Annotated in this window: 25 protein-coding genes; 13 read left to right on the top strand and 12 right to left on the bottom strand. The window is 54.7% G+C overall.

What is annotated here, in order from left to right; genetic code table 11:
- The 8 genes from MVK46_RS09590 to MVK46_RS09555 all read left to right on the top strand — a co-directional run.
- On the top strand, positions 1 to 5758 hold a 5758-nt coding region (locus MVK46_RS09590; protein WP_297536451.1), incomplete at its 5' end, for an LAGLIDADG family homing endonuclease.
- A 44-nt stretch (positions 5759 to 5802) separates the two neighbouring features.
- Positions 5803 to 6231: a translation initiation factor IF-2 subunit beta gene (locus MVK46_RS09585; protein WP_297536450.1), complete on the top strand. Its 429-nt coding sequence runs from the start codon at positions 5803 to 5805 to the stop codon at positions 6229 to 6231.
- A 122-nt stretch (positions 6232 to 6353) separates the two neighbouring features.
- Complete coding sequence (locus MVK46_RS09580; protein ID WP_297536449.1) at positions 6354 to 7922, top strand: carboxyl transferase domain-containing protein; 1569 nt, start codon at positions 6354 to 6356, stop codon at positions 7920 to 7922.
- Between the two features lie 18 nt (positions 7923 to 7940).
- Entirely contained in the window at positions 7941 to 8324 is a 384-nt protein-coding gene (locus tag MVK46_RS09575; RefSeq protein ID WP_297536454.1) for an OadG family protein, read from the top strand.
- A 2-nt stretch (positions 8325 to 8326) separates the two neighbouring features.
- Positions 8327 to 8791 carry an acetyl-CoA carboxylase biotin carboxyl carrier protein subunit gene (locus MVK46_RS09570; protein WP_297536453.1) on the top strand — a complete coding sequence of 155 codons (465 nt, stop codon included), beginning with the start codon at positions 8327 to 8329 and terminating at the stop codon, positions 8789 to 8791.
- A gap of 6 nt (positions 8792 to 8797) precedes the next feature.
- Positions 8798 to 9925 carry a sodium ion-translocating decarboxylase subunit beta gene (locus MVK46_RS09565; RefSeq protein ID WP_297536448.1) on the top strand — a complete coding sequence of 376 codons (1128 nt, stop codon included), beginning with the start codon at positions 8798 to 8800 and terminating at the stop codon, positions 9923 to 9925.
- A gap of 62 nt (positions 9926 to 9987) precedes the next feature.
- Positions 9988 to 10830: a CBS domain-containing protein gene (locus MVK46_RS09560; protein ID WP_297536447.1), complete on the top strand. Its 843-nt coding sequence runs from the start codon at positions 9988 to 9990 to the stop codon at positions 10828 to 10830.
- Positions 10831 to 10866: 36 nt separating this feature from the next.
- Entirely contained in the window at positions 10867 to 11868 is a 1002-nt protein-coding gene (locus tag MVK46_RS09555; protein ID WP_297536446.1) for a homoserine dehydrogenase, read from the top strand.
- Here MVK46_RS09555 and MVK46_RS09550 read toward each other — a convergent pair.
- Positions 11855 to 12265 carry a hypothetical protein gene (locus tag MVK46_RS09550; RefSeq protein ID WP_297536445.1) on the bottom strand — a complete coding sequence of 137 codons (411 nt, stop codon included), beginning with the start codon at positions 12263 to 12265 and terminating at the stop codon, positions 11855 to 11857. The genes MVK46_RS09555 and MVK46_RS09550 overlap by 14 nt on opposite strands.
- 72 nt (positions 12266 to 12337) lie before the next feature.
- Here MVK46_RS09550 and MVK46_RS09545 point away from each other — a divergent pair, with 72 nt between their 5' ends.
- Positions 12338 to 12862: an ASCH domain-containing protein gene (locus tag MVK46_RS09545; RefSeq protein WP_297536444.1), complete on the top strand. Its 525-nt coding sequence runs from the start codon at positions 12338 to 12340 to the stop codon at positions 12860 to 12862.
- Positions 12863 to 12949: 87 nt separating this feature from the next.
- Positions 12950 to 13894, top strand: a complete 945-nt coding sequence (locus MVK46_RS09540) for a hypothetical protein (RefSeq protein ID WP_297536443.1) — start codon at positions 12950 to 12952, stop codon at positions 13892 to 13894.
- Here MVK46_RS09540 and MVK46_RS09535 read toward each other — a convergent pair.
- The 9 genes from MVK46_RS09535 to MVK46_RS09495 all read right to left on the bottom strand — a co-directional run bounded on the left by MVK46_RS09535 (position 13881) and on the right by MVK46_RS09495 (position 19504).
- Positions 13881 to 14594, bottom strand: a complete 714-nt coding sequence (locus tag MVK46_RS09535) for a ZPR1 zinc finger domain-containing protein (protein WP_297536442.1) — start codon at positions 14592 to 14594, stop codon at positions 13881 to 13883. The genes MVK46_RS09540 and MVK46_RS09535 overlap by 14 nt on opposite strands.
- Before the next feature lie 55 nt (positions 14595 to 14649).
- Positions 14650 to 15045 (bottom strand): cell division protein SepF, encoded by a 396-nt coding sequence (locus tag MVK46_RS09530; protein ID WP_297536441.1) that lies wholly within the window; start codon positions 15043 to 15045, stop codon positions 14650 to 14652.
- A gap of 49 nt (positions 15046 to 15094) precedes the next feature.
- Entirely contained in the window at positions 15095 to 15376 is a 282-nt protein-coding gene (locus MVK46_RS09525; RefSeq protein ID WP_297536440.1) for a hypothetical protein, read from the bottom strand.
- A 27-nt stretch (positions 15377 to 15403) separates the two neighbouring features.
- Complete coding sequence (rrp42, locus tag MVK46_RS09520) at positions 15404 to 16222, bottom strand: exosome complex protein Rrp42 (RefSeq protein ID WP_297536439.1); 819 nt, start codon at positions 16220 to 16222, stop codon at positions 15404 to 15406.
- On the bottom strand, positions 16215 to 16964 hold the full coding sequence (rrp41, locus tag MVK46_RS09515; protein WP_297536438.1) for an exosome complex exonuclease Rrp41: 750 nt from the start codon (positions 16962 to 16964) through the stop codon (positions 16215 to 16217). Before rrp41 ends, rrp42 begins: the two co-directional genes overlap by 8 nt.
- Positions 16948 to 17721, bottom strand: coding sequence for an exosome complex RNA-binding protein Rrp4 (rrp4, locus tag MVK46_RS09510; RefSeq protein WP_297536437.1), 774 nt, complete (start codon positions 17719 to 17721; stop codon positions 16948 to 16950). The genes rrp41 and rrp4 overlap by 17 nt, the downstream gene beginning before the upstream one ends.
- Positions 17718 to 18428: a ribosome assembly factor SBDS gene (locus tag MVK46_RS09505; protein ID WP_297536436.1), complete on the bottom strand. Its 711-nt coding sequence runs from the start codon at positions 18426 to 18428 to the stop codon at positions 17718 to 17720. Before MVK46_RS09505 ends, rrp4 begins: the two co-directional genes overlap by 4 nt.
- Before the next feature lie 11 nt (positions 18429 to 18439).
- Positions 18440 to 19222, bottom strand: a complete 783-nt coding sequence (gene psmA / locus MVK46_RS09500; protein WP_297536435.1) for an archaeal proteasome endopeptidase complex subunit alpha — start codon at positions 19220 to 19222, stop codon at positions 18440 to 18442.
- A gap of 63 nt (positions 19223 to 19285) precedes the next feature.
- Positions 19286 to 19504: a hypothetical protein gene (locus MVK46_RS09495; protein ID WP_297536434.1), complete on the bottom strand. Its 219-nt coding sequence runs from the start codon at positions 19502 to 19504 to the stop codon at positions 19286 to 19288.
- A gap of 54 nt (positions 19505 to 19558) precedes the next feature.
- Between MVK46_RS09495 and MVK46_RS09490 the strand changes: the two genes are divergently transcribed.
- Positions 19559 to 20026, top strand: coding sequence for an HIT family protein (locus tag MVK46_RS09490; protein ID WP_297536452.1), 468 nt, complete (start codon positions 19559 to 19561; stop codon positions 20024 to 20026).
- On the opposite strand, the gene MVK46_RS09485 is transcribed toward MVK46_RS09490, so the two are convergent.
- Positions 19998 to 20285, bottom strand: coding sequence for a hypothetical protein (locus MVK46_RS09485; protein ID WP_297536433.1), 288 nt, complete (start codon positions 20283 to 20285; stop codon positions 19998 to 20000). The genes MVK46_RS09490 and MVK46_RS09485 overlap by 29 nt on opposite strands.
- Before the next feature lie 114 nt (positions 20286 to 20399).
- Here MVK46_RS09485 and iorA point away from each other — a divergent pair, with 114 nt between their 5' ends.
- Positions 20400 to 22307: an indolepyruvate ferredoxin oxidoreductase subunit alpha gene (iorA, locus tag MVK46_RS09480; protein WP_297536432.1), complete on the top strand. Its 1908-nt coding sequence runs from the start codon at positions 20400 to 20402 to the stop codon at positions 22305 to 22307.
- 5 nt (positions 22308 to 22312) lie between these two features.
- Here the strand turns inward: iorA and MVK46_RS09475 are convergent, their stop codons facing one another.
- Positions 22313 to 22996, bottom strand: coding sequence for a DUF4152 family protein (locus MVK46_RS09475; RefSeq protein ID WP_297536431.1), 684 nt, complete (start codon positions 22994 to 22996; stop codon positions 22313 to 22315).
- 59 nt (positions 22997 to 23055) lie between these two features.
- On the opposite strand from MVK46_RS09475, the gene MVK46_RS09470 reads away from it, so the two are divergent.
- On the top strand, positions 23056 to 23352 hold a 297-nt coding region (locus MVK46_RS09470; RefSeq protein ID WP_297536430.1), incomplete at its 3' end, for a hypothetical protein.

Raw genomic sequence — 23352 nt, 5'->3', positions numbered from 1 at the left:
CTTCTACGCGCCGATTGACCTCGAGCTATATGCCCTCGACGCAAAAACGCTGAAGGTCAGGAGAGTTAATGCGAACATCGCTTGGAAGAGAACTGCCCCAGAAAAGATGTTCAGGATAAAGACCGCGAGCGGAAGGGAGATTCGCGTTACTCCAACTCACCCGTTCTTCACCTTCGAAAACGGTCAGTTCAGGACGAGGAAGGCAGAAGAGCTGAGGGTTGGGGACTTTATTGCCGTGCCGAGAGTCCTTCCAGTTGAAGGAACGCCCCTTGAGCTTTCAAAAGCCCCCATTGAAAAGCCAAAGACTGCAAAGGCGAGGCTGAGCCTCCCAGAAACTGCCGACGAAAAGTTCTGGTACTTGGTTGGATTGCTGGCGGGAGAAGGGTATGCCCAAAACAGGGGCGGTAGTGCAACTGTGTATTTCACTAACAACGATGAGCAACTGGTGCGGTTTGTTTACGAGTATCTCAAAGGTCTGGGTCTTAATCCTACAATTCGCGAGAGTCATAAAGGCAAGAGCGCGCGGGAGGTCTACGTGAGTAGCGTTGAGTTCTACCACCTGCTGGAGTGGTTGGGTCTCGCGACAAACTCAAGGGACAAGAAAGTTCCACCACAGCTTTTCGAAGCGTGCTTGGAGGATATCAGGGGCTTTCTTGGGGGATACTTCGATGCAGAAGCCACAGTAGATAGAGGGAGGGCTAAAATAACGGTTGTTTCGGCGTCAAAGGAGCTCCTCAACGGCGTTCAGCACCTCCTCCTTCGCTTTGGGATAAAGTCACAGCTCCACGAAACAAAGGCCCGCGCGACCAACGGCAAAATGAATGCCCCAAGAACGTACTATCGGCTTTTCATTACTGGAGAGGATGCCATTAAGTTCAGGGAAACGATTGGGTTTAGCCTATGTTCTAAAATGGATATTCTTGAGCGTGTAACCTCCAACGGAAAGACGAACACCAACGTTGACGTCGTTCCGGGCATTGGTCCACTACTGAAGAACCTCCGTACCAAGGCTGGATTAACTCAAGCTCAGATGGGCATACCACGCTCGACTTATCTCCACTACGAGAGGGAAGACCGTCTTCCAAGCAGGGAGAAGCTCAAGGTTATTGTTGATGTTCTCAAAGCTAAATTGCCTGAATCCCCCGAGGTTGGCCTTCTGGCGACTCTGGCTGACTCTGACATCTTCTGGGACAGGGTTGTCGAAATTGAAGAGTACAAACCCGAGCACGAGTGGGTCTACGACCTCCAGATTCCAGAGCACCACAACTTCATAGCCAACGATATCTTCGTCCACAACAGCCAGCTCCTCCGCTACGTGGCAAATCTCGCTCCAAGGGCGATTTATACGAGCGGTAAGAGCAGTTCGGCGGCAGGTCTTTGCGTTGCTCCGGATTCACTCGTGTTTTCGAATTCAGGAATTCACCAAATCGGTTCGCTCACTGAGAGCTGGATAAAAGATGTTGGCTCAATCAGGTACTCCGACGGCATCGATTATTCCCCCTATCTCGGTGAGAGCCTATCCGCAGAAGGTGGCAAGATAAAGACCGCTCCTCTGAGCAGGGTCTGGAGGCTCAAAGCGCCTAAGGAGCTTGTGAAAATCAAAACAATCACCGGCAAAGAGCTGACACTAACCCCCGAAACGAGACTTTTGACGATTCAGGACGGTGAACCGAAGTGGGTTGAGGCGAGAAATCTTACCGAGGGAGACTACGTTGCAACCCTAAGAAGGCTGACAGTCGAGGAGAAGAAAGTTCCCATCTTGGAGCTTCTCAAAGACCTCGATGACCTCGTTGTGTACGGAATCAAGGGGCAGGTCAAAGAACTCATTGAAGAAGCCACCAAAAAGCTCAGAATAAGCAAGAGAGAGCTTACGAAGATGCTTGGAGTCAGTGAGAGCACCCTCTACCACAACTGGACGAATCCTAAGGCGAGGGGCAACATAAGAATGAAACACCTTCGCAGACTCGTCGAACTGGCCGACTGGGGCTGGGAAGGGGTAGAGGCCGAGGCTGTTTCACTTCAGGCTGGAACTAAGCTTAAGCTTCCCAAGTACCTCGACGAGAAGCTGGCTTACTTTGCCGGACTAGTAGCGGGCGATGGCAGTGTCTCAAAGGCTGGCTGGGGTGTGGCGATAAGGTTCTCAAACAAGAACCCCGAACTGAGACGCAGGTTTGCAGAGCTTGCAAAGGAACTCTTCGGGATTGAAGCTACGGAGCAGGTTAAAGATGGAGTTCCATCAGTACGCTTTCACTCAAAGGTTGTGGCACATCTGCTTGAGAAACTGGGCGTTCCGCAGTCTCCAAAGTCCAGCAAGCTCGATATTTCAAACGAACTCTTCACTTCCCCAAAGAGTGTCCTTGCCTCTTATATTAGGGGGCTGTTTGACTGCGACGGCACGGTGGTTATACGCGAAAACGGCTCTTCGTACGTTGAGTTCGACACGACCAGCGAAAAGCTCGCCAGAAAACTCCAGCTCGCCCTGCTCAGGTTTGGAATAGTGGCGCACCTCCGGAGGCGGAAGCGTACAGGGTACACCTCAAAGTTTGGGGACAAAGAGATAACCTCAAGGCACGACAGGTGGGAGCTTAAAATCTACGGTGAGAACGTTCTGAAGTTCGCGACTGAGATTGGCTTTGAGCACCCGGAGAAGGCGAGGAAGCTGGAGGCTCTCGTGGAGAGAATGAAAGGACAGAAGTACGATACCAACGTGGACGTTGTACCGGGTGTTGGGAAGCTTATAAAGGAGATTAGAACGTTCTACGGCCTAAGCGTCGAGAAAGTCTACGGCTCAAACTTTGGAGCACTCGTGGAGAAAGGAAAACCCATATCAAGAAAGGCACTTCTCAGGGTTGTTGAGAACCTTTCAAAGGCAAAACTGGAGGAGTCTCCCGTTGAGCTTCCCGAAGACCTCAGGATTGCGATTGGGAAGACGCTGAAACCAGAGGAGCTGGGGATGGATTACAAGAAATTCTACGAGCTGTTCCTCAGAAAGAGACCACGCAGGCTTAAGTTTGGGCTTCTCGTCAAGGTGGCAAGGGTTCTTGAAAGCAGAGACAAATCTCTGTACTCCAAACTTGCTTGGCTTCTCAGTGAACATTATGCAGGGGAAGAGAACGTCAAGGCAAAGCTTGAAAAGTTAAAAGAACTTGCTACCTCGGACTACCTGTGGGAGAAGGTCAGGGAAGCAGAAATGATAAAATCGCCTTACAACCACGTCTACGACCTAACGGTAGAGGGCTCTCACAGCTTCATTGCCAATGGTTTCGTCGTCCACAACACGGCCGCCGCAGTCAGGGACGAGTTCACGGGCTCGTGGGTTCTGGAAGCTGGTGTTCTCGTCTTAGCGGATGGTGGGTTCGCACTAATCGACGAGTTCGACAAGATGAGCGACAGGGACAGGAGCGCGATTCACGAAGCGCTGGAACAGCAGAGCTACCACCACGACTTCGAGCTTCTCTTAGCGGACGGCAGGAAGGTGAAAATAGGCGAGCTGGTGGATTCCCTAATCGAGGCCAACCGCGATAAGGTGATACTCGGCAGGGACACCGAGATACTACCCGTTGATGACATAGAGCTCCCCGCTTACGACCTCGAGCGGAAGGAAATCGTGAAGGTTAAAGCGGACCGCGTGAGCAGGCACAGAGCGCCGGATAAGTTCATACGGCTGAGGTTCTCGAACGGCAGGGAGATAACGGTAACCCCAGAGCACCCGATTATGGTGTGGGAGAACGGTGAAATAAGGGAGAAGCCGGCGGAGGAAGTGAAACCCGACGACCTCGTCCTCGCGGTCAGGCGCTACCTTTCCTCCGAAGGGAACCACCTTGATGAGACCACTGCCAAACTCCTCGGTTTCCTCCTGTCGGAAGGCTTCAGCTACGCTAACCCCGGCAACGGCTACTACGAGATAGGCTTCACGAACACCGATGAGAAGCTCGTTGAGGAGTTCAAGGGACTCCTTGAGGAACTCGGCGTTAAGTACGGCGTTCAGATTCGCGAGAGGCCTGGAGAGAAGAGGCTCTACACTGTGCGCGTCATCTCAAAGGACTTTTACACCAAGCTTCTAAGCGAGTTCCCGGAGGCGTTTCCCGAGAAGGGTGACGAAAGACCCGCTCGCCGGAAGAGGGTTCCCGCCAGGGTTTTCGGCGCCAACGAAACCGCGAGAAGGGCCTTCCTCAACGCGTTCTTCAAGGGAGACGGCTTCGTGGACAAGTACCGCGTTGGCCTCACAACGTCGTCAAGAGCCATGGCGGAAGACCTCCAGGACCTACTGCTGAGCCTTGGGATATACTCTTACATCTTCGAGGAGAAGAGGGGAGAGACGACCTACTACAAGGTCATCGTGAGCGGTACTGCCGACATGGAGCGCTTCGCTGAAATTGTTCAGGACGACCCGAGGATAGGGAAGATAGAGAAGCTTATCGAGGTCTCCAGGAGAAAGCGCAACTACCGCGACATCGTTCCGACTGAGGTTCTCGAATCCCTGAGGGAGGTTTTGAACGTCCTTCACGTGAACGACGGCGGTCTTACCAACAACATAACCGCCCGCCAAAACGCCAACAGAGAGCGTGTAATGGACTACCTTGCGAAGGCCGAGGGGAGAATCGCCGAACTTAAGAGCGCCCTTGAGAGGGGAGACGTTGAGGCGCTGAGGACCTTCGTTATTGTTAAAGAGCTATCTGAGAAGCTGGGCACTCCCTATTCGACGACCCTTTACAGGCTCAGGAGAGGACATAAAGAAACAACAAACGCTCTTCTCGAAATTGCGAGGGAAAGGCTTAGAAATGTTGAGAAAAAGCTCAACGACATAAAGAGACTTGTTGAGGGCAATCTCCGCTTCCTCCGGGTCACAAAGGTCGAGGAAATCCCCAACGACCGCTGGGAGTGGGTCTACGACGTAACCGTTGAGCCGTACCACCTCTTTGTCTCCCACGGGCTGGTTCTCCACAACACGATAAGCATCTCCAAGGCCGGCATTACAGCCACCCTCAACGCGAGGACGACCGTTATAGCTGCCGCCAACCCGAAGTTCGGCCGCTTTAACAGGCACAAGTCCCTTCCGGAACAGCTCGACCTTCCGCCAACTCTGCTGAGCCGTTTCGACCTCATATTCCTCCTGCTCGACGAGCCGGATGAAAAGGTTGATGCCCAGATAGCCGAGCACATACTGCGCGTCAGGCGTGGTGAGGCCGAAGCGGTTACGCCGAAGATACCCTACGACCTGCTCAAGAAGTACATAGCCTACGCGAGGAAGAACGTCCACCCGGTCCTGAGCAGGGAAGCCATGGAGGAGATCAAGCGCTACTACGTCAAGATGAGGAAGGGTCTGAAGAGGAGCAACGATGAAGAAATTCAGCCGATTCCGATAACCGCGAGACAGCTCGAAGCCCTTATACGTCTCAGCGAGGCCCACGCGAGAATGAGGCTGAGTGAGACGGTAACGCGCGAGGATGCGAGAGCGGCAATAGAGCTCATCGAGGCCATGATGAAAACCATAGCGGTTGATGAAGAGGGCAACATAGACGTCTCGATACTGGAGATAGGCAAGAGCTCCAAGAAGCTCAGCAAGATAGAGAAGCTGGTCGATATAATCAAAAACCTCGAAGGGGAAGGCGACTACGGGGCACCGGCCGATAAGGTAATCGAGGCCGCGAAGCAGGCGGGAGTTGGGAGCAAGCGCGAGGTCGAGAAGCTCATCGAGGAGCTCAAAGCCGATGGCAGAATCTACGAGCCAAGACCCGGCTTTTACAGGATGCTCTGACAAAGGTTATAAAGCGAAGGGGAAACCTATGAGGGGGTGAGAAGATGAGCGAGAGCATTGACTTTTACGACTTCGAGAAGCTCCTCGATAAGGCTTACGAGGAGTTGCCCGAGAACGTGAAGTCCCACAGGTCCCGTTTCGAGGTCCCGCCGGCGGTCGTTACAATAGCCGGTAACAGGACGATAATCGAGAACTTCGTTGACATAGCGGAAGCGATGAACCGCGACCCGAACCATCTCCTGAAGTTCATCCTGCGCGAGGTTGCTACGGCGGGAACGCTCGAGGGCAGGCGCGTAATCCTGCAGGGACGCTTCACTCCATACTTAATAGCCAACAAGATGAAGAAGTATCTCAAGGAGTACGTCATCTGTCCGGTCTGTGGAAGCCCCGATACCAAGATTATCAAGCGCGGACGCTTCCACTTCCTCAAGTGTGAGGCCTGCGGTGCCGAAACGCCAATCCAGCACCTCTGAGGTTCTCCTTCTTTTTTCCCAGCCATTGGACAAATTATCCATTCTCGGATGAATTTCGCTCCTCAAAAACCCTTTTAAACTTTACAAACTACAACCCTCAAGAAACCTCAGGGGGAATTCTCATGAGCATGGAGGAAAAGCTCAACGAGCTTTACGAGAGAAGGGAGAAGATTCTCAAGATGGGCGGCGAGGATGCTATAGAAAAGCAGCACGCTAAAGGAAAGCTCACCGCCCGCGAGAGGATTGAGAAGCTCCTCGACCCCGGGAGCTTCGTGGAAATCGGAATGTTCGTCAGGCACAGGGGCACTGAGTTTGGCCTCGACAAGAAGGAACTGCCCGCTGACGGCGTCATCACCGGCTACGGAACCATCGATGGCAGGCTGGTCTTCGTATACGCGCAGGACTTCACAGTCATGGGCGGTTCGCTCGGCGAGATGCACGCGGCGAAGATTAAGCGCATAATGGAGCTGGCCCTTGAAGCCGGTGCTCCGGTCATAGGCCTCAACGACTCCGGAGGAGCGAGGATTCAGGAGGGTGTCGATGCCCTCAAAGGCTACGGCGAGATTTTCAAAATGAACACGATTCTCAGTGGTGTCGTTCCTCAGATTACCGCAATCATGGGACCGTGCGCCGGTGGGGCCGTTTACAGTCCTGCAATCGGTGACTTCATCCTCATGGTGGACAACCCGGCGAGCTTCATGTTCATCACAGGCCCGCAGGTCGTCAAAGCGGTTACCGGCGTTGAGGTCACACCGGTCCAGCTCGGTGGAGCGATGGTTCACGCGCAGAAAGCTGGTCAGGCCCACCTCATAGGCAAGAGCGACGAGGAAGTTCTGGCTTTAATAAGGCGTCTCGTGAGCTACCTGCCCTCCAACAACATGGAGAAGCCACCTCGCGTCAAGACGAACGATTTGCCCTTCAGGAAGAGCGAGAGGCTCTACGAAATCGTCCCGGACGACCCGAACAAGCCCTACGACGTCAGGGAGGTCATCTATGAGATAGTTGACCGCGACGAGAACGGCAACCCGGACTTCCTTGAAATCCTCCCGTACTTCGCCCCGAACGCTGTGGTTGGCTTCGGAAGGATGAACGGCCAGACCGTCGGTATAGTAGCCAACAACCCTAAGTACTTCGCCGGAGTTCTCGACATAGACAGCTCCGACAAGATAGCTCGCTTCGTCAGAACCTGCGACGCCTTCAACATCCCGATAGTCACGCTCGTGGACGTTCCCGGTTATTTACCCGGCGTTGACCAAGAAAGCAGGGGAATAATCAGGCACGGCGCGAAGGTCCTCTACGCCTATGCCGAGGCGACGGTTCCTATGGTAACCGTTATACTCAGAAAGGCCTACGGCGGAGCCTACCTCGCGATGGGAAGCAAGCACCTGGGAGCGGACCTCGTTTTTGCCTGGCCGACAGCGGAGATAGCTGTCATGGGTCCTGAGGGAGCGGCGAACATCATATTCCGCAAGGAAATAGCAGCGGCTGAGAACCCGGAGGAAGTTAGACGGCAGAAGATAGCCGAGTACCGCGAGAAGTTCGCCAACCCGTACGTCGCGGCTTCGCGCGGCTACATAGACGACGTCATCGACCCCGCTGAAACGAGGGCGAAGGTGATTATGGCGCTTGAAGCTTTGGAGAGCAAGCGCGTTAAATTGCCTCCAAAGAAGCACGGCAACATACCGCTGTGAGGTGGAAGCATGGTAACGATGGGTGAGTTCCTTGAGGGGCTTAACATCACGGTGCTCGGCGTCACGATAGTCTTCCTGGTCCTGACGATACTGGCCATAATCCTCTACTTCGTGGGCTGGCTTGAGAGAAGGCTGATAGAGAGGGAGACGAGGGCCGCTGCAAAGCCCGCCGTAGTTGAAGCCCCCAAAAAGACCGAAGGGGAGGAAGTTCGCGAGGAGAAGATTCCGCCGAGGGATTTGGCAATCATTACAGCGGCCATTCTCGCCTATCTGGCCAAAAAAGCCGAAGCGCTCCGCCCTCTGCCTTTCAAGAGGAAGGTTTCCGATGTCTGGCGCCTCTACGGGTTGCAGACGAGTATGGAGGAAGTTGAGGATTTCAACTACGAGATAGGGAAGTGGTGAACATGGCGAAGGTTAGGGTCATCATAGACGGTGTTGAATACGAGGTTGAGGTTGAAGAGCTTCCCAACGGCAGGTTCAGGGTGTCGTTCGAGGGCAAGAACTACGAGGTCGAGGCGGAGGGACTTGGAATAACCCTGCCGTCAACTGCGCCCGCAGCTACTACCGTTGAGGCACCTGCCGTTCAGCCACCAACTCCCGCCCCAGCGAGCGTGCCGGCACCGGCTCCTGTTTCACGGTCCCTTCCGGCTGGTTCTGAGAACGTCGTTACCGCTCCAATGCCCGGTAAGGTTCTCAGGATTCTCGTGAGTGAGGGTGACAGGGTTAGAGTGGGTCAGGGTCTGCTGGTTCTTGAGGCCATGAAGATGGAGAACGAAATTCCAGCTCCGAGGGATGGTGTAGTGAAGAAAATCTACGTCAAAGAAGGCGACACCGTAGATACCGGACAGCCACTAATTGAACTCGGGTGATGAAGGATGCCGGGAATTGAGGAGGCCATAGTAACGTTCTTCAAGGGAATGGGGATATTCCACATAACTGTCGGAAACGTCATCATGATACTCGTCGGGCTGACCTTAGTATACCTTGCGATAAGGTACAGGATGGAGCCGCTCCTCCTCCTTCCTATAGGCATAAGCGCAGTGATAGTCAACCTCCCACTAACGGGAATTACACAGCCTCCAACGGGGCTTTTCTACCTCATTCACCACTACCTCATAAGCACCGAGGTCGTTCCCCTGCTGATATTCTTCGGCCTTGGGGCAATGACCGACTTCGGGCCGCTCATAGCGGACCCCAAGACGGCCCTGCTCGGGGCGGCGGCTCAGATAGGCGTTTTCATAGCGATGCTCGCGGCGATAGCGCTCGGCTTCAACCTCCACGAGGCGGCCAGCATAGGAATCATAGGTGGCGCGGACGGTCCGACGACTATATACATCACAACGAAGCTCGCCCCCCAGATTCTTGGAGCCACTGCGGTCGCAGCCTACAGCTACATGAGCCTCGTCCCGCTGATTCAGCCCCCCGTAATAAAGGCACTCACCAGCAAGGAGGAAAGGAGAATCAGGATGAAGCAACTGAGACCGGTTTCAAAGCGCGAGAAGATTCTCTTTCCTATCATCACGAGCATCGTCATAATCCTGCTCGTTCCGAGTGCCGGACCGCTTATAGGGATGCTCATGATTGGGAACCTCTTTAAGGAGAGCGGCGTCGTCGAGAGGCTTAGCAAGGCCGCCCAAGAGGAGCTGATGAACATCGTCACGATATTCCTCGGGCTCGGCGTCGGCTCGACTATGCGCGCCGAGAGCTTCCTCACGCTTCAGACCCTTGAGATACTGGGGCTCGGTATAGTCGCCTTCGCCAGCGCAACGGCAGGAGGAGTGCTCTTTGGAAAGCTCATGTGCAGGCTCTCCGGCGGAAAGATAAACCCGATGATTGGAGCGGCCGGTGTCTCGGCGGTTCCAATGAGCGCACGTGTCGTTCAGAGACTTGCTAGTGAAGAGGACCCCGGCAACTTCATACTCATGCACGCCATGGGTCCGAACGTGGCCGGGGTCATAGGGACTGCCGTGGTTGCCGGTGTCTTCCTCTCCGTCCTCGCCTGACCCTTTTCCTTTCTGAAAACCTTAAATAGTATGAGTGACCCTTAGCTTAGCGGTGGTAGAGCATGAGGGTCAAGACCCTGATGACTAAGAACCCAGTGGTAATACAGTTGCCCGCCACGAGGGAGTATGCACTTGAGCTCTTCAAGAAGCACAACGTTCGTGCATTCCCAGTCGTGAACAAGGAGGGCAGGTTGGTCGGGATAATAAGCATCAAGAACGTTCTAATAAACCCGGACGAAGACCAGCTTGCAATGCTAGTCAAGAGAGACGTTCCGACGGTTAGAGCTGAAGATGACCTGAAGAAGGCCGTTAGAAAGATGCTCGAAACCGATTACCGGCGTGTCGTCGTCGTTGATGACCAGGGAAAACCTATAGGGATTCTTACAGTGGGGGACATCGTCAGGCGCTACCTCGCTGAGAACGAGAAGCTCAAGGACATAACGATTGAGCCCTACTACCAGAGGAACGTCGGTGTCGTCTGGCACGGAACGCCCCTTAAGGCGGCCTTGAAGGCGCTCCTCCTCTGCAACGCGATGGCGATTCCTGTCATAGACGACGACGGGAACCTAGTGGGTATGGTTGATGAGACCGACCTTCTAAAGGATGGGGAAGTCATTAGGGTCATGAAGCAGACTGCATTGCTGGCATCGAGCGAGGAGGACTGGATTCTGGAGAGCAACCCGACGCTCCTCTTCGAGAAGGCCGAACTTCAGCTTCCCAAGAAGCCGGTTAGCGAGATAATGAACCCCAACGTCGTCGTTGCCACACCGCACATGAGCGTTTACGAGGTCGCTCAGAAGATGGTTCAGCACCACATCGAGCAGCTACCGGTTATAAAGGGCGAGGGCGAGCTCGTCGGCATAGTCAGGGACATGGACATAATCAAGGTAATCCTCAACAAGTGATTTAAGCTTTTCCTCCTTTTCTCCTCCGGTGGTGTGATGGAGGTAAGGGTTGGACTCTTCGGCTTCGGCAACGTTGGCAGAGCCGTTGCTCGCGTTTTGATTGGGAAGGAGCGCTTCTTCCGGGAGAAGTACGGTTTATCCTTCAGGGTCGTCAGCGTCTCCGACACGAGCGGGATGATTTGGCTTCCAGAGGGAATTGACCTGAGGGAGGCCCTCCTCGTCAAGGAGAACTTTGGAAAGCTCAGTGACTGGACCAACGACTACGAGGTCTACAGCTTCTCGCCGGCTGAGGCGGTGAGGGAGATTGAGGCCGATATTGTGATTGACGTGACCAACGATGGAAACGCCCACGAGTGGCATTTGGAGGCCCTGAGGGATGGGAAGGCCGTCGTTACGAGCAACAAGCCCCCGCTGGCGTTCCACTACGCGGAGCTTACTGGTGAAGCCGAGCGGAGAGGTCTTCCGTACCTCTTCGAGGCGACGGTTATGGCCGGGACGCCAATCATCGGGCTCCTCCGCGAGAACCTACTCGGCGACACGGTAAGGAGAATAAAGGCCGTCCTGAACGCGACTACCACCTTCATACTCTCAAGGATGGAGCAGGGGATTGACTTTGAGAAGGCAGTGAAGCAGGCGCAGGAGCTTGGTATAGCAGAGCGCGACCCAAGCGGAGATATCTTGGGAATTGACGCCGGCTACAAGGCGACTATACTCCACTGCGTTGCCTTCGGGCCGATTACCTTCGATGAAATTGCCGTCAAGGGCATCGCGGAAGTTACGGCTGACGAAGTTAAGAGGGCCCTCGCAAAGGGGAAGAAGATTAGGCTCGTCGCGACAATCGAGGAAAACAACGTTAGGGTAGCCCCAGAAGAGGTCTCCGGTCCGCTCGCGGTTTCAAGCAACGAGAACGTTGCCCTAATCGAGACCGACCTTCTGGGAGAGCTTCTTGTTAGAGGGGCAGGCGCCGGGCTGAAGGAGACGGCGAGCGGGGTCGTGAGCGACCTCGTGAAGGCATCGCTGAAACTCAGGGCAGGGTGATTTCTTTTCCTTCGGCATTTATTCTGAGCTCCACTTTGCCAAAGCGATGTCTAATTGCGCGGATTTCCAGCGTTCCGCAGGGAGTTTCGAGGGTTTTCTCCTCGAAGAGGGGGAAGAGGTCCCTTAGGAGAATTCCCCCGTTCGAATCTTTGAGGACAATCTTGGACGTCGCGTAATCGGGAATCAGGAAGAGCGTTTTTCCGTTGTAGTCTATTCTAAGCGCGCGAAGGCGATTCGCCAAGACGAGAAGGAAAATGGCCACGTAGACGTTCGCCAGAGAGTAAACCGGTCGTCTCTCCCTCAGCCCAATCACAAGGAGAATGATGGAGGAAGCCAGATAAATCAGCCCGCATTTCCAGAGGCGCTCGTTCCGTACACGAACCTTCTCAATGGGCATTCATACCACCACTAGTCGTAGTTCAGGAGTCAATGTTTTTAACCTTTTTTCAGAAGTGGGTGCGGTGAAAGCATGGAGCACGTCATAGCGCTCCACCAGGTTTACGCCGAGCTGATATTCAGGGGCCTCAAAACGGTCGAGGTCAGGAAGAGGAAGGCCTTCGACGAAGGTGATTTGGTGTTCCTCTACATAGCGCGGGGAAACCCCTACGAGCTGAGGGACACGCTGAGGAGGCTCAACCTTCACGAGGAGCAGACGCTGACTCAGAGGGGAACAATAGCTGGAGGCTTTGAGGTCGGCGAGGTGATAAAGGCCGACCTCGAGACCCTCTGGGAGATGGCGAAAGACACGAGCGGTTTAACCCTCGTCCACGGTGAGAACGGGAAGAACTGGCTGAGCAATTACATCAAGGACTACGGCTACGTCTTCACGATTGAGAGGCCCTTCCTCTTCAAGGAACCGATGAGCAGGGAGGAGATGAAGGAGCGCTACGGAATCCACGTCGAGGGCATAATTCACCTTTCAAGGAAGACGAGGAAGCCGTGGGTCAGGGCCCTGATTGAGGATTTGCTCGCGAGGGACTACTTCTACCCCTGACGGTTTTAGGGCTTCCTAACGCGCCTGCAAACCTTTTTAAGCTTGTCTCCTCAACTTTCTAATTACCGAAGTGTGGATGTGCTCTGAATGAGGTTTGGGATAAGATACGTTCTGGCGTTTCTTCTCGTGGGACTCGTTCTCGCGGGAAGCGGGTGTATGAGCTCTGGAACAGGCAGTTCGACTCCGTCTGCAACAGATACCTTCTCAGAGAAAAGCTCCGAGAAAACTCCGGCCGAGACAACCGAAGACGTCAAGCTCAACGCCGACCTGCCCGTCACGCTCAAGTTCGACACGATGAGGGTCGTTGTATCGGACGTTGACGAGCCCCTCATCGAGGTCATAACGAGCGAAACCGGGAGCACCGACGCGGTCGTGGTCGTCCCAGATGACTCCTACGAGGTTCTCGAAACCGACGACGGCTACGTCGTTAAAATAGACTACTCAGACGGCTACTATGTCAACATTGACTACTCCTACAGCGACGATGAACCCCTCAAGACGTTCTATTACCTTGAAACCGACGATGACCACCTCGTCGTCAAATCGCGCGACTATTTTGGCGCGGTTGACGACACCGACCTGGGTGGCGACATCGAAAATGCAGTGGAGATGGCCAAGAGCGCGGGCAACCTCGGCGAGTACACCCTCATGGTGGCCGAGCCCAACGGTAAGCACATGACCTTCAACCCGGACAGCGATGACGTTGACATCCTCACGGGCAACATTTACATGGCCGATGAGGACGTCGCGAAGGTTGGCAAGCCCTACGTTTTCATTCAAATCGTTGACAACGGCGATTCACTCGACGTGAGCGACGTCACCAAGGACGTAGCCGGCGACATGGCCTTTGGAATGCCATTTATACTTGAATACTCCAACTACGTGAACGGCGACGACGTCTTCAGCGTCATCGCGGTAAGCATGGACGACTATAAGAAACTCGCGAACGGGGAAGCTGAACTCAACTTCGACGGAAGAAACGTGGAGGTAAATGGAATCGAGGACAGGGTCTTTGTCCTCATTTCTCACTGAGCTCTTTTCCCTCTTTTTCGTTTTCTCCTGGGTTTTTATTATTTTTCTCGGCCTCTTCCTGCCCCTCAAGCTCCTCCGGGTTAACTATCCGGTACGGCCCGAGGCTCAGCTTCTGGATTTCCTCCTCCGTCAAAAGCCTGCTCCTGACCTTCTCGCCTATGAGCGCGCTGTTGCCAAGGGGGTCGGCTATCTTCACCGTCAGCGGCTTCTTCCCTTCCTTGACGTCCTCGATGTACTGCAGTATCTCGTCGGCCTTCTTTACCGCTTCCTCGTCACCTTCCTGCCTCCGGAACTCCCTCGCCATCAAGAGCGTTTCGCGAACGCGCTCAAGAACGCCCTCGACGTTCGTGATGAAGCCTTCTGCGGCCGGTCCTGGTTCAATCTTGACGCCTATCTCCTCCAGCTCTATCGTCCCGCTCTTGCTTCTCACAACGCGGGTGAAGAGGTCTTTCTCGTTCTCGACCTTAACCGTGTAGAGCTTCGGCGGCCTGTCTTCAAGTATTATGACGTCTGCGTTTCTATAGCCGCACTTCTCGCAGATTATCGTGCTCTCCATGACCTTGCCGAAGTAGGGAATCTCGTGGATGTGCTGAATGGCCTTGAGGGTGTTCTTACCGCCGCAGATGGGGCAGTCACCGAGGTTTATGACCTGAACCTCGCCGACCTCTGGCTTTACCTCGACCTTCTCATCTTCCCCCATCTACCTCACCGAAATTATAGAAACGGGAGCAGTTTATAAAGACAAGGTTTGGGGTTCACTTCATTATCTTGATGTCACCGGGCAGGAGAATCAGCTTGATTTCGTACTTACAGACCTTTGCAGCCTGTCCTCCGAGAGCGTTCACCATCCCCTTTATCTGCTCGGCTACCTTCTCCAGAACGTCCGGCCTGCTTTCAAGCGGCGTTAGGTCAACGAGGACTATGTTGCCCTCATGAAGCTCTTCGGATATCTTCTCAAGGTCGGAGTAGCTCGTCACGGTTATCTTCTTCATGTACCTTACTTGAGGCTTCAGAACCTCCTTGGCCAGGACGTCTTCCTCAATTGGGATTACCTCAATATCCTGCCTCGGTGCTCCCTCCCCCTTAACTGACGTCGGCATCTTTACTTTGGGCTTCTCCTCCTTCTTCTTGAGGCTGTCAAACAGTCCCATGCTCATTCCCCCCGCGAGTTTAAAGCCGTTAAATTTTAAGGACAATCCTTTATAGCTCTTTCCCAAACTCTTTCGGGTTTTCCTCACGCAGTTCAAAGAGGCCGATTAGGGAGAGTGCGAAGGTTACTATTCCCAAAAAAACGACGGCAAGCGCGGGCGCGCTCAGTCCCTTTAAGCTCCAGAGGTATCCTCCCCACACGAAGAGGGCCAGTCCCCAGAGTGCCGTCGTGAGGAGGAGGTCCTTCTTCCTTTCCTCTTGGAGGAGCAGATAGACTGTTCTGACGGCAAAGCCCGAGAATATAATCGCGGCTGTTACCGTTAGGAGATTCATCGCTACCACCGGAAAAAAGAGAGAAAATCAGGCCCTTCCAACGGCCTCAAGGACGATTTTCCTGAGTTCCTCGGCCTTCTTGAAGGCTGTATCAACGGCGTACATAACCTCCTCGAGTTTGAAGCTTCCGCCCTCTCCCTTCTGAACCGCTGAGATGTGGCCGTTTTCATCGGTGGTTATTGTAAGCCTTCCGTCCATTACACGCTCCTCGTCGAGGTTGGGGTCAACAACCATCGTGTTGCCGATTTTTGCAAACGTAACAGGTATCGGGGTTCTCCTAACGGGGAGGGGCTCGTACTCGTCAAGAATCTTTACCTCTCCGGTTTCTTCATCGTACTCAATTTTTGGAATCCTTGCGCTCAAAAGGGCGGCTATGGCTCCTATTCCGCTCGCATCGAGGAGGTTTCCGTCGTGGTCTAAAACGTGGACGTCGATGAAGATAACCCTGACGAGCTTGCCGGGAACAATGACGAGCTTTTCGAGCTCAACCGCCTCACTTTCCCTTATCCCCCTGTCCACAACACGGGCAAGCTCAATGGCGTTCTCGTCGGGCGGACCGGGCTCGAAGGTTGGCGAAGCCAACGGAACGAGCTCGACGTTGGTCGTCATGACTCCCTTCTCGGGCAAATCCGGAAAAGGCTCGCCGAGGTCAACCTTTATTCCAACGAGAACCTGCGTGTTTCCAAGCTTGACCCAGGCCGAACCCTCGGCCTTCTCTATGACGTTTACCTTTATCTCAATGTCGCGGTAGTCCTCAAAGGAGCGACCGTCAATTCTCTTGCCCTCCCTGAGGAGGTTTATGATGTGGTCGCGCATTATGCTGGCCATGACTTCCATCTCACTCATTTCCGGTCACCTCCTGAGCTATGCGGAGGTATTTTTCTTTGAGCGCTTCCCTCTGCTTCTGGTAAACCGCCTTGGCTCCCTTTATCGCGAGCTTTACGGCCTCTATGAACTCCTCCCTCGTCAGGTAGCCGTCCATCTGAAGGAGCGTTATGTCGTTCTTGAGGGGCATTATGGCGACTGGGACGTCAGCCTCGCCGTAGTTGTCCTCGTCCTTGTTGAGGTCGAGGACTATCTCGCCGTCAATCTTTCCGGCGGCGCACGCGGCAACGAGGTCCCTCATCGGTATTCCGGCGTCCGCGAGGGCAAGCGAGGCCGCGGTTATTCCGGCAACCCTCGTTCCAGCGTCGGCCTGCAGAACCTCTATGAAGATGTCTATCGCCGTTCTCGGGAACATCTCGAGGATTAGGGCCGGCTCAAGCGCGCCCCTTATTACCTTGCTTATCTCGACGCTCCTCCTGTCCGGTCCGGGCTTTTTCCTTTCCTCAACGCTGAAGGGTGCCATGTTGTAGCGGACGCGCAGAATTGCCCTGTCCGGTCTCTGGAGGTGCTTTGGATGAATCTCTCTCGGGCCGTAGACAGCGGCCATTATCTTGTTCTTGCCCCACTCAACGTACGCCGAGCCGTCGGCGTTCTTGAGGATGCCTACTTCCATTTTGATAGGTCTCAATTCATACTTCTTCCTTCCGTCTATTCTCCTACCGTTCTCGTCAATGAGCTTTAAACCCTCAGGTCTGCCCATCATTCCCCTCACCTTCCTCTTCGTCTAGCTGGGGGATTTCCTCAACAACACCCTGCTCCTTGAGCTCGGCGAGTCTTGATAGCAGATACTCCTTCACCCTGTCGGTCAGCCCCTGTGTGTGGCTTTCGCGGTCAACCTTGAGTATTGCCTCTATCGCGAGCTTTTCCAGTTCGCTGTTCTTTCCGCTCACCCAGACCCAGCCGTTCTGGCCCACTATGATTCTCGTTCCGGTGAGCTTCTTAATCATATTAATCATCGAACCGCCCTTGCCTATGAGCCTCGGCACTTTGGAAGGCGTTATCGTGACGAGCTGTCCGCCCCTGAGAGGGCCGCCCTTGAAGGGCATTCCCTTCGTTGTGAGGTCAATCTGGTTTATCTCGTTGAAGGCCTTCACCTTGGCGTATATTATGTCCCCTATGTCGTAAATCTTCCTCAGGTCGGTCTTGAGAAGGTCTATGCGCTCCTCAACGGCATCTTGAACGCGGAGGTTTGCCTGGTAGGGTGCCCCTATGTCAACGGTCCAGTTGGAGAACTTGACGTCCACTATCTTTCCGAGGACGTTGTCCCCGACCTCTGGTATGTAGGGTCCCTCGAGCGGGATGACCCTTATGAGGTCCCCCCTTATCTCGACCAGTCCTATCACCGTTGAGTAAATCCTGTTGCCTTCCCTGAAGGTTCCCCTTCCGTTCTTAAACGGTCCCTGGGCAAGCAACGTCCCAGGGACGACAAGTTCACGGGGTTTTACAAAAATCCTTTTCATAGGCCCTTCCTCTCTATAAGTTTAGTAATTGCCGTGCCCTTTGTAAGGGCGTTGAGCTTCTCATAAAACTCCTCCTCAATCCCGCCCGGAATCTCGATGAGGAACATCCACGAGCCGTCGCTGGCCCACTCCTCGCGCTTTATCGTCCCGAACTTTCTAACTTCGCCGTAGGCCCTTCCAACGTAGTCGCTCGGTATCTTGACCGCTATGATTTTCACCTCGAGTTTCATCGGGAGGATTGGCCTAATCGCCTTGATGACCTTCGGAACCTGCGCTTCCGCGTCCTTGAAGAGGTCAACGTGGACGCCAACCTCTTCCATCGCCCTCAGGATTCTGTCCACCGGGTGCGGATAGCCGGTTCTCGGGTCAACCGCGTGCCTGTGGATTATCGTCGCTATGTAGCGCTTCTTCTCCTCGAGCATCTGCCTTCGTTGCTCCGCGGTTAGCTGAACCTCCCCCTTCTGGAGGATTATTTTAGCGACTTCATAGGGGTCGCTGGTTCCAAAGATTTTCTCCATCTCGTGCTCGCTTGCCTTGTCGCCCTTGTGGGCATCCTTGAAAACGTAGGGAGTTGCGAGAATCTCCTCTATGGGAACGTCCTTGCCCTCCTTGAAGTCCCTCGCAAGGTAGGGGTCAACGAGTATCTCGAAGGTCTCGCCGTGCGTCTTCAGACGGGCGATTACCGCTTTGTCAACGCTAATCGGCATCGCCCGTCACCTCAGTAGTTCTGGTCGAGCTCGGAGTAGTCCTCGGCCTTCTCCTCGACTTCTTCCTCTTTAATTTCCTCAAGGACCTCGTTGAGGTACTTCTCAAGCTCTTCCCTTGGGAGCTTCTTCCAGCGCCTGTCCTCGGTGGTAATATAGGCAACCTCTATCGAGTCTGCGGTTGGCTCTTCAAGGGTCTTTGAGAGCGCCAGTATCGCGAGCTTTATTGCACCGTCCCTGTCAAGGTTCTCGTCGTAGTGCTCCTCGAAGATGGCCATCGCCACGTTCCTTCCGCTTCCTATAGCGACAGCCTTCCACTCGAAGTAGGCACCGCTCGGGTCGGTCTCGTATAGCTCGGGCTTCTCGTTAACGCCCGCCATAAGCAGGGCGGCACCGAAGGGTCTTACGCCTCCATACTGGGTGTGTGCCTGTTTGAGGTCGCATATCTTCTTCACCAGAACGGTGAGCGGAACGGGTTCGCCGTAGGTGAGGCGGTAAATCTGGGCCTCCAGCCTGGCCCTGTCAACGAGAACCCTTGCATCAGCGATGATACCGCTTGGGGCGGCCGCTATGTGGTCGTCAATCTGGAAAATCTTCTCGTAGCTCCTCGGCTCAATGAGCCTGCTCGTGATTCTCTTCTCAACGGCCAGAACGACTCCGTCCTTCCACTTAACTCCTACCGCAGTTGCGCCTCTTTTTACGGCTTCTCTTGCGTAGTTCACCTGAAACAGCCTTCCGTCCGGGCTGAAAACGGTTATCGCCCGGTCGTAGCCGGCTTGCGGTGGCACAAACGCCATTCTACATCACCCCTTATTCCCCACTCCTTTTCGATACTCGCCGGACTTTTCTATTAAGCTTTTCTATTCACCCCTGAGGGCTATAATCGCCATCTTTCTTGCCGTTCTCTTCGCCAGTTCAAGCGGTATGAAAGCCAGCGCGAATATCACGAGGCCCACGTAGGGCGATGCCCTTCCGATGGGCTTGAATATCAGCAACGCAAAGCCGAGCAGGAGCAACACCAGCCCGGCCGAGAGGAATTTCTTGTGAAGTTTTTGGAGCGATTCAAGAGATTCCCCCATGTCACCACCGGGAGCTTTTTTAAGTGAGGGGATTTTAAGCCTTTGGTGTTGCCCATGGAGTGTCCCTTCTGCAGACCCGCAAGGGGCCAGCTCCTCTATGAGAATGACCTGATAAGAATCCTGCTCGACGCTTATCCGGCCAACAGGGGACACCTCCTCGTCGTTCCCAGAAGACACGTCGAGCGCTGGGAAGAGCTGACATGGGAAGAAAAGCTCGCCCTGATATGGAGCATGGAGCTCGCCATGGAAGTTCTGAGGGAGACGCTGAAGCCGGACGCCTTTAACGTCGGCATGAACCTCGGAAGGGAAGCCGGTCAAACGGTTCCCCACCTGCATCTGCACGTCATTCCGCGCTGGAAGGGGGACAGCAGAAATCCGAGGGGAGGCGTCAGAAAGGCCGTCCTCGATTTGGAGGACGAGAACCTCAGCCTCAAAGAAAGGTGGGTGAAGAATCGGCTGGAGGAAAGTAAGGTGGAAGCGCTCCGTGAAGCGTTCAGTAAACGTGGCTCTCGCTCTCCCTGAGGAGTTCCAGCATCTTTAAGAGCTTCTCAACCTCCTCCCGGGAGTAGTGCTCCTCGACGTCGCTTTCGGGGTCGAGTTCCTCCAGTTCCGCCTTAAGCTTTTCCAGGTCCCTCAGGTCCTCCTGAATCTCTATCGCCCGCTGGGCGAACTCATAGCTCGTAAACGGGCTTTCGAATATTCTCTGCTGGTTCGCCACGAGCGCAATTTTAAGGTGACCTATGGTTTCATCTAACACTTCAAGCAGTTCCCTGACCTTCATGGACTTTCCTTGGGGTCAGGGTATATAAGCTTTCATCGAAAATCTTTCGAGCCAGTGGCAAGGAAGCTGAAGGCAGAGTTTTAACCCTCCAGCTGTATTTGACTCGGTGGTGCTATGGAGGCTGTTAAGGCTTACCCTTCTGATTCAGCCGATGTGAAAGGCGAAAAGCGAGAGAAGAAGCTTCTCATGGGAAACGAGGCGATAGCCTACGGCGCCCTTGAAAGCGGTGTCGTTTTCGCCACTGGCTACCCCGGAACGCCCTCAACCGAAGTGATAGAGACGATAGCGAGGCTCAAGCCAGAAGTTTTTGCCGAGTGGGCGCCCAACGAGAAGGTTGCCCTTGAGGAAGCCGCGGGAGTGGCCTATACTGGCTTGAGGGCGCTCGTAACCATGAAGTGCGTCGGTCTGAACGTTGCCGCGGACCCGCTTATGAGCCTCGCATATTCAGGCGTCGAGGGCGGTCTTGTAATCCTCGTGGCGGACGACCCGGGACCGCACACCTCTCAAACGGAACAGGACGACCGCTACTACGGCAAGCTCTCGCTTCTGCCCGTCCTCGAGCCTGCCGACCCGCAGGAAGCCCACGACCTGATTAAGTACGCCTACGAGCTGAGCGAGCGCTATAAGGTCCCCGTTATATTCAGAACCACCACGAGGGTTAACCACACGACGGCCGACGTGGAGGTCGGCGAGTTCATCGAGCTGAACAGAAAGCCCGTCTTCAAGAAGGACATCGAGCGCTACGTTAGAGCCAGCATGGAGGGCAACAGGAAGAGGCACAGGTGGCTCAACGAGACCCTGGCGAAGATTGAGGAGGAGTTCAACTCGATGCCCTTCAACTGGGTCGAGGGGAGCGGTAGAATCGGAATAATCGTCGAGGGTGTGCCCTACAACTACGTGAGGGAGGTTCTTCCAAAGATTAACGCGGATTTCAAGGTTCTCAAGCTCTCAACGCCCCACCCGCTCCCGAGGAAGCTCGTTGTGGACTTTCTGAAGGGCGTTGACTACGCAATTGTAATAGAAGAAGGTGCACCTTTCCTCGAGGAGGAGGTCAAGATAGCCGCCTACGAGGCCGGCTTGAACGTTCCAATCTACGGCAAGAGAACAGGTTATTTACCGCTTGAGGGCGAATTAACGCCTTCCCTCGTCAGGAACGCCCTCCTCAGGCTAATCGGCGAAAGCGAGGAAACCTACGAGAAGCCGGAGGAGGTGAAGCTCGCTGAAAGCCTCGCTCCGAAGAGACCGCCGGTAATGTGCCCCGGCTGTCCGCACAGGGGAAGCTATAGAGCTGTTCTGGACGCCCTCCGCGACCTCAAGCTCGGCCGCTATTCCATCCCGATACACGGCGACATAGGCTGCTACGCCCTCTCGCTCCTGCCCCCGCTCGAGGCCATCTGGACCGAGTACGTCATGGGCGCGAGCATAAGCCTTGCCAACGGCCAGAGCGTGGTAATGGACAAGAAGATAATCGCGACAATCGGTGACTCAACGTTCTTCCACAACGGAATTCAGCCGCTGGTGGATGCCGTCTACAAGAACCTGAACGTTCTGGTGATGATACTCGACAACAGAACCACCGCGATGACCGGCCACCAGCCGCACCCCGGAACCGGCGGCAGCGAAACCGGCAGGAAGTTCAACGAGATTGACATCGAAGCGTTAGTCAAAGCTCTGGGGGTCAAGTACGTCAAGACCGTTGACCCCTACGACCTCAGGGCCACGAGGGAGGCGATAAAGGAGGCCATGCAGGTTGAGGGACCGGCCGTCATAATAGCGAGGCGCGAGTGCGTCATTCCCGTCATAAGGCGCGGTGAGATAGGCGAGATACCGAAGGTTATAGAGGACAAGTGCACTGGCTGTAAGGCGTGCATACTCCTGACCGGCTGTCCGGCGCTCGTCTACGACCCCAAGACAAACAAGGTCAGAATAGATGGCCTGCTCTGTACGGGCTGTGGTGTCTGCAACCAGACGTGCCCGTTCGACGCGATAAAGTTCCCGAGCGAGCTGGAGAAGGGGGCTTAGCCCCCTTACTCCCTCCAAACCTCAAGAACCATGAAGCGCCTCACGAGCGGGTTCGGGTAGAGCTCCCAGCCGATTCCCTCTGTTTCGGCCTCGATTTCCCCGAAGAGACCGCCCTCTCGTGGGTCGAGGCTCTCACCGTAGATTTTTCCGGGCCTTATCTCGACCTTCATGTAGCGCGGGAGGCCGACTATCGCTTTCCCTTCCTTCCTCGCGTACTCGATGGCCCACTTCGCCGTGTACAGGCCAGCGTAGATTTCCGCTATCCTAACCGGGACGCTCGACTTGCCGATGGCGATTATCTCTATCCCCGTTTCCTCCCAGAACTTCTTCGCCAGCGGCTGGAGGTCCTTCGCGAGGTCTTTCCAGACTTCCTTCCCGCGGTCGGTTATCGTTAAAGCATCAATCGTTGGCTCGTCGAGCTTTCTTACCTCTATCCCGCCGATTGTCGAGTCGAGGTGGATGACATCCGGCTTGACCTCCATCGCAAGCTCAACCGCGAGGAACGCCTCGTCCCTGATGGCCTGCCTTCCGCTCATGTCGTAGTCAAAGGGGTTGGCGTACTTCACCCTGCTGAGCGTCGCCGTTCTGTAGGGCTTCTCAACCAGCACTGCGGCGGTCGCTATTAGGCCTATCGGCTCGTAGTCTTCGGTCAGCAACGCACCGCCTGTATCGGCTGAAACAATCCTCATGGCAACCACCGTTAACGACCAATTACCGATATACTCTGGCGTCGTATTCCCTTCAGGTGATGTGTATGAACGCCGGTCCGGTTTATGAAACTTTGGGATACTACATAGAGAACCTGTCGAGGGGACTTCACTTGGCCACCGCGAGGGGGGAGCTGTACCTCGTGGAGGACGATGCCCACCTGACCCCTCCTGGCAGGCCCTCCACGATAAGCGTTTTCCTCAGAGAGGAAACCCTCGAAGTCGTGAGCTTCTGGGGAAGGCGAAGGGACGGCCTCAGGGTGAAGGGCGTTCCCATTAGGGTTAGGTACGAGAGAATCCGGGGAATAGTGGAGGTTACGCTCGATGCAGATAGGGGA

It is taken from the genome of Thermococcus sp. (assembly GCF_027066465.1).
Classification (GTDB): Archaea; Methanobacteriota_B; Thermococci; order Thermococcales; family Thermococcaceae; genus Thermococcus.
Note: the sequence above shows the minus strand (reverse complement) of the source record. Positions and strands in the feature narration are given on the sequence as shown.

Bases quoted from the DNA above. Each gene is read 5' to 3' on its own strand.
- MVK46_RS09475 (WP_297536431.1), bottom strand. From the start codon at position 22,996: ATGAGGATTGTTTCAGCCGATACAGGCGGTGCGTTGCTGACCGAAGAC.
- MVK46_RS09585 (WP_297536450.1), top strand. From the start codon at position 5,803: ATGAGCGAGAGCATTGACTTTTACGACTTCGAGAAGCTCCTCGATAAG.
- rrp4 (WP_297536437.1), bottom strand. From the start codon at position 17,721: ATGAAAAGGATTTTTGTAAAACCCCGTGAACTTGTCGTCCCTGGGACG.
- MVK46_RS09505 (WP_297536436.1), bottom strand. From the start codon at position 18,428: ATGCCGATTAGCGTTGACAAAGCGGTAATCGCCCGTCTGAAGACGCAC.
- MVK46_RS09490 (WP_297536452.1), top strand. From the start codon at position 19,559: ATGGAGTGTCCCTTCTGCAGACCCGCAAGGGGCCAGCTCCTCTATGAG.
- MVK46_RS09540 (WP_297536443.1), top strand. From the start codon at position 12,950: ATGAGGTTTGGGATAAGATACGTTCTGGCGTTTCTTCTCGTGGGACTC.
- MVK46_RS09565 (WP_297536448.1), top strand. From the start codon at position 8,798: ATGCCGGGAATTGAGGAGGCCATAGTAACGTTCTTCAAGGGAATGGGG.
- MVK46_RS09535 (WP_297536442.1), bottom strand. From the start codon at position 14,594: ATGGGGGAAGATGAGAAGGTCGAGGTAAAGCCAGAGGTCGGCGAGGTT.
- MVK46_RS09575 (WP_297536454.1), top strand. From the start codon at position 7,941: ATGGGTGAGTTCCTTGAGGGGCTTAACATCACGGTGCTCGGCGTCACG.
- MVK46_RS09525 (WP_297536440.1), bottom strand. From the start codon at position 15,376: ATGAATCTCCTAACGGTAACAGCCGCGATTATATTCTCGGGCTTTGCC.
- MVK46_RS09560 (WP_297536447.1), top strand. From the start codon at position 9,988: ATGAGGGTCAAGACCCTGATGACTAAGAACCCAGTGGTAATACAGTTG.
- MVK46_RS09580 (WP_297536449.1), top strand. From the start codon at position 6,354: ATGAGCATGGAGGAAAAGCTCAACGAGCTTTACGAGAGAAGGGAGAAG.
- rrp41 (WP_297536438.1), bottom strand. From the start codon at position 16,964: ATGATGGGCAGACCTGAGGGTTTAAAGCTCATTGACGAGAACGGTAGG.
- MVK46_RS09545 (WP_297536444.1), top strand. From the start codon at position 12,338: ATGGAGCACGTCATAGCGCTCCACCAGGTTTACGCCGAGCTGATATTC.
- iorA (WP_297536432.1), top strand. From the start codon at position 20,400: ATGGAGGCTGTTAAGGCTTACCCTTCTGATTCAGCCGATGTGAAAGGC.
- MVK46_RS09530 (WP_297536441.1), bottom strand. From the start codon at position 15,045: ATGGGACTGTTTGACAGCCTCAAGAAGAAGGAGGAGAAGCCCAAAGTA.
- psmA (WP_297536435.1), bottom strand. From the start codon at position 19,222: ATGGCGTTTGTGCCACCGCAAGCCGGCTACGACCGGGCGATAACCGTT.
- MVK46_RS09550 (WP_297536445.1), bottom strand. From the start codon at position 12,265: ATGCCCATTGAGAAGGTTCGTGTACGGAACGAGCGCCTCTGGAAATGC.
- MVK46_RS09485 (WP_297536433.1), bottom strand. From the start codon at position 20,285: ATGAAGGTCAGGGAACTGCTTGAAGTGTTAGATGAAACCATAGGTCAC.
- MVK46_RS09495 (WP_297536434.1), bottom strand. From the start codon at position 19,504: ATGGGGGAATCTCTTGAATCGCTCCAAAAACTTCACAAGAAATTCCTC.
- rrp42 (WP_297536439.1), bottom strand. From the start codon at position 16,222: ATGAGTGAGATGGAAGTCATGGCCAGCATAATGCGCGACCACATCATA.
- MVK46_RS09555 (WP_297536446.1), top strand. From the start codon at position 10,867: ATGGAGGTAAGGGTTGGACTCTTCGGCTTCGGCAACGTTGGCAGAGCC.
- MVK46_RS09570 (WP_297536453.1), top strand. From the start codon at position 8,327: ATGGCGAAGGTTAGGGTCATCATAGACGGTGTTGAATACGAGGTTGAG.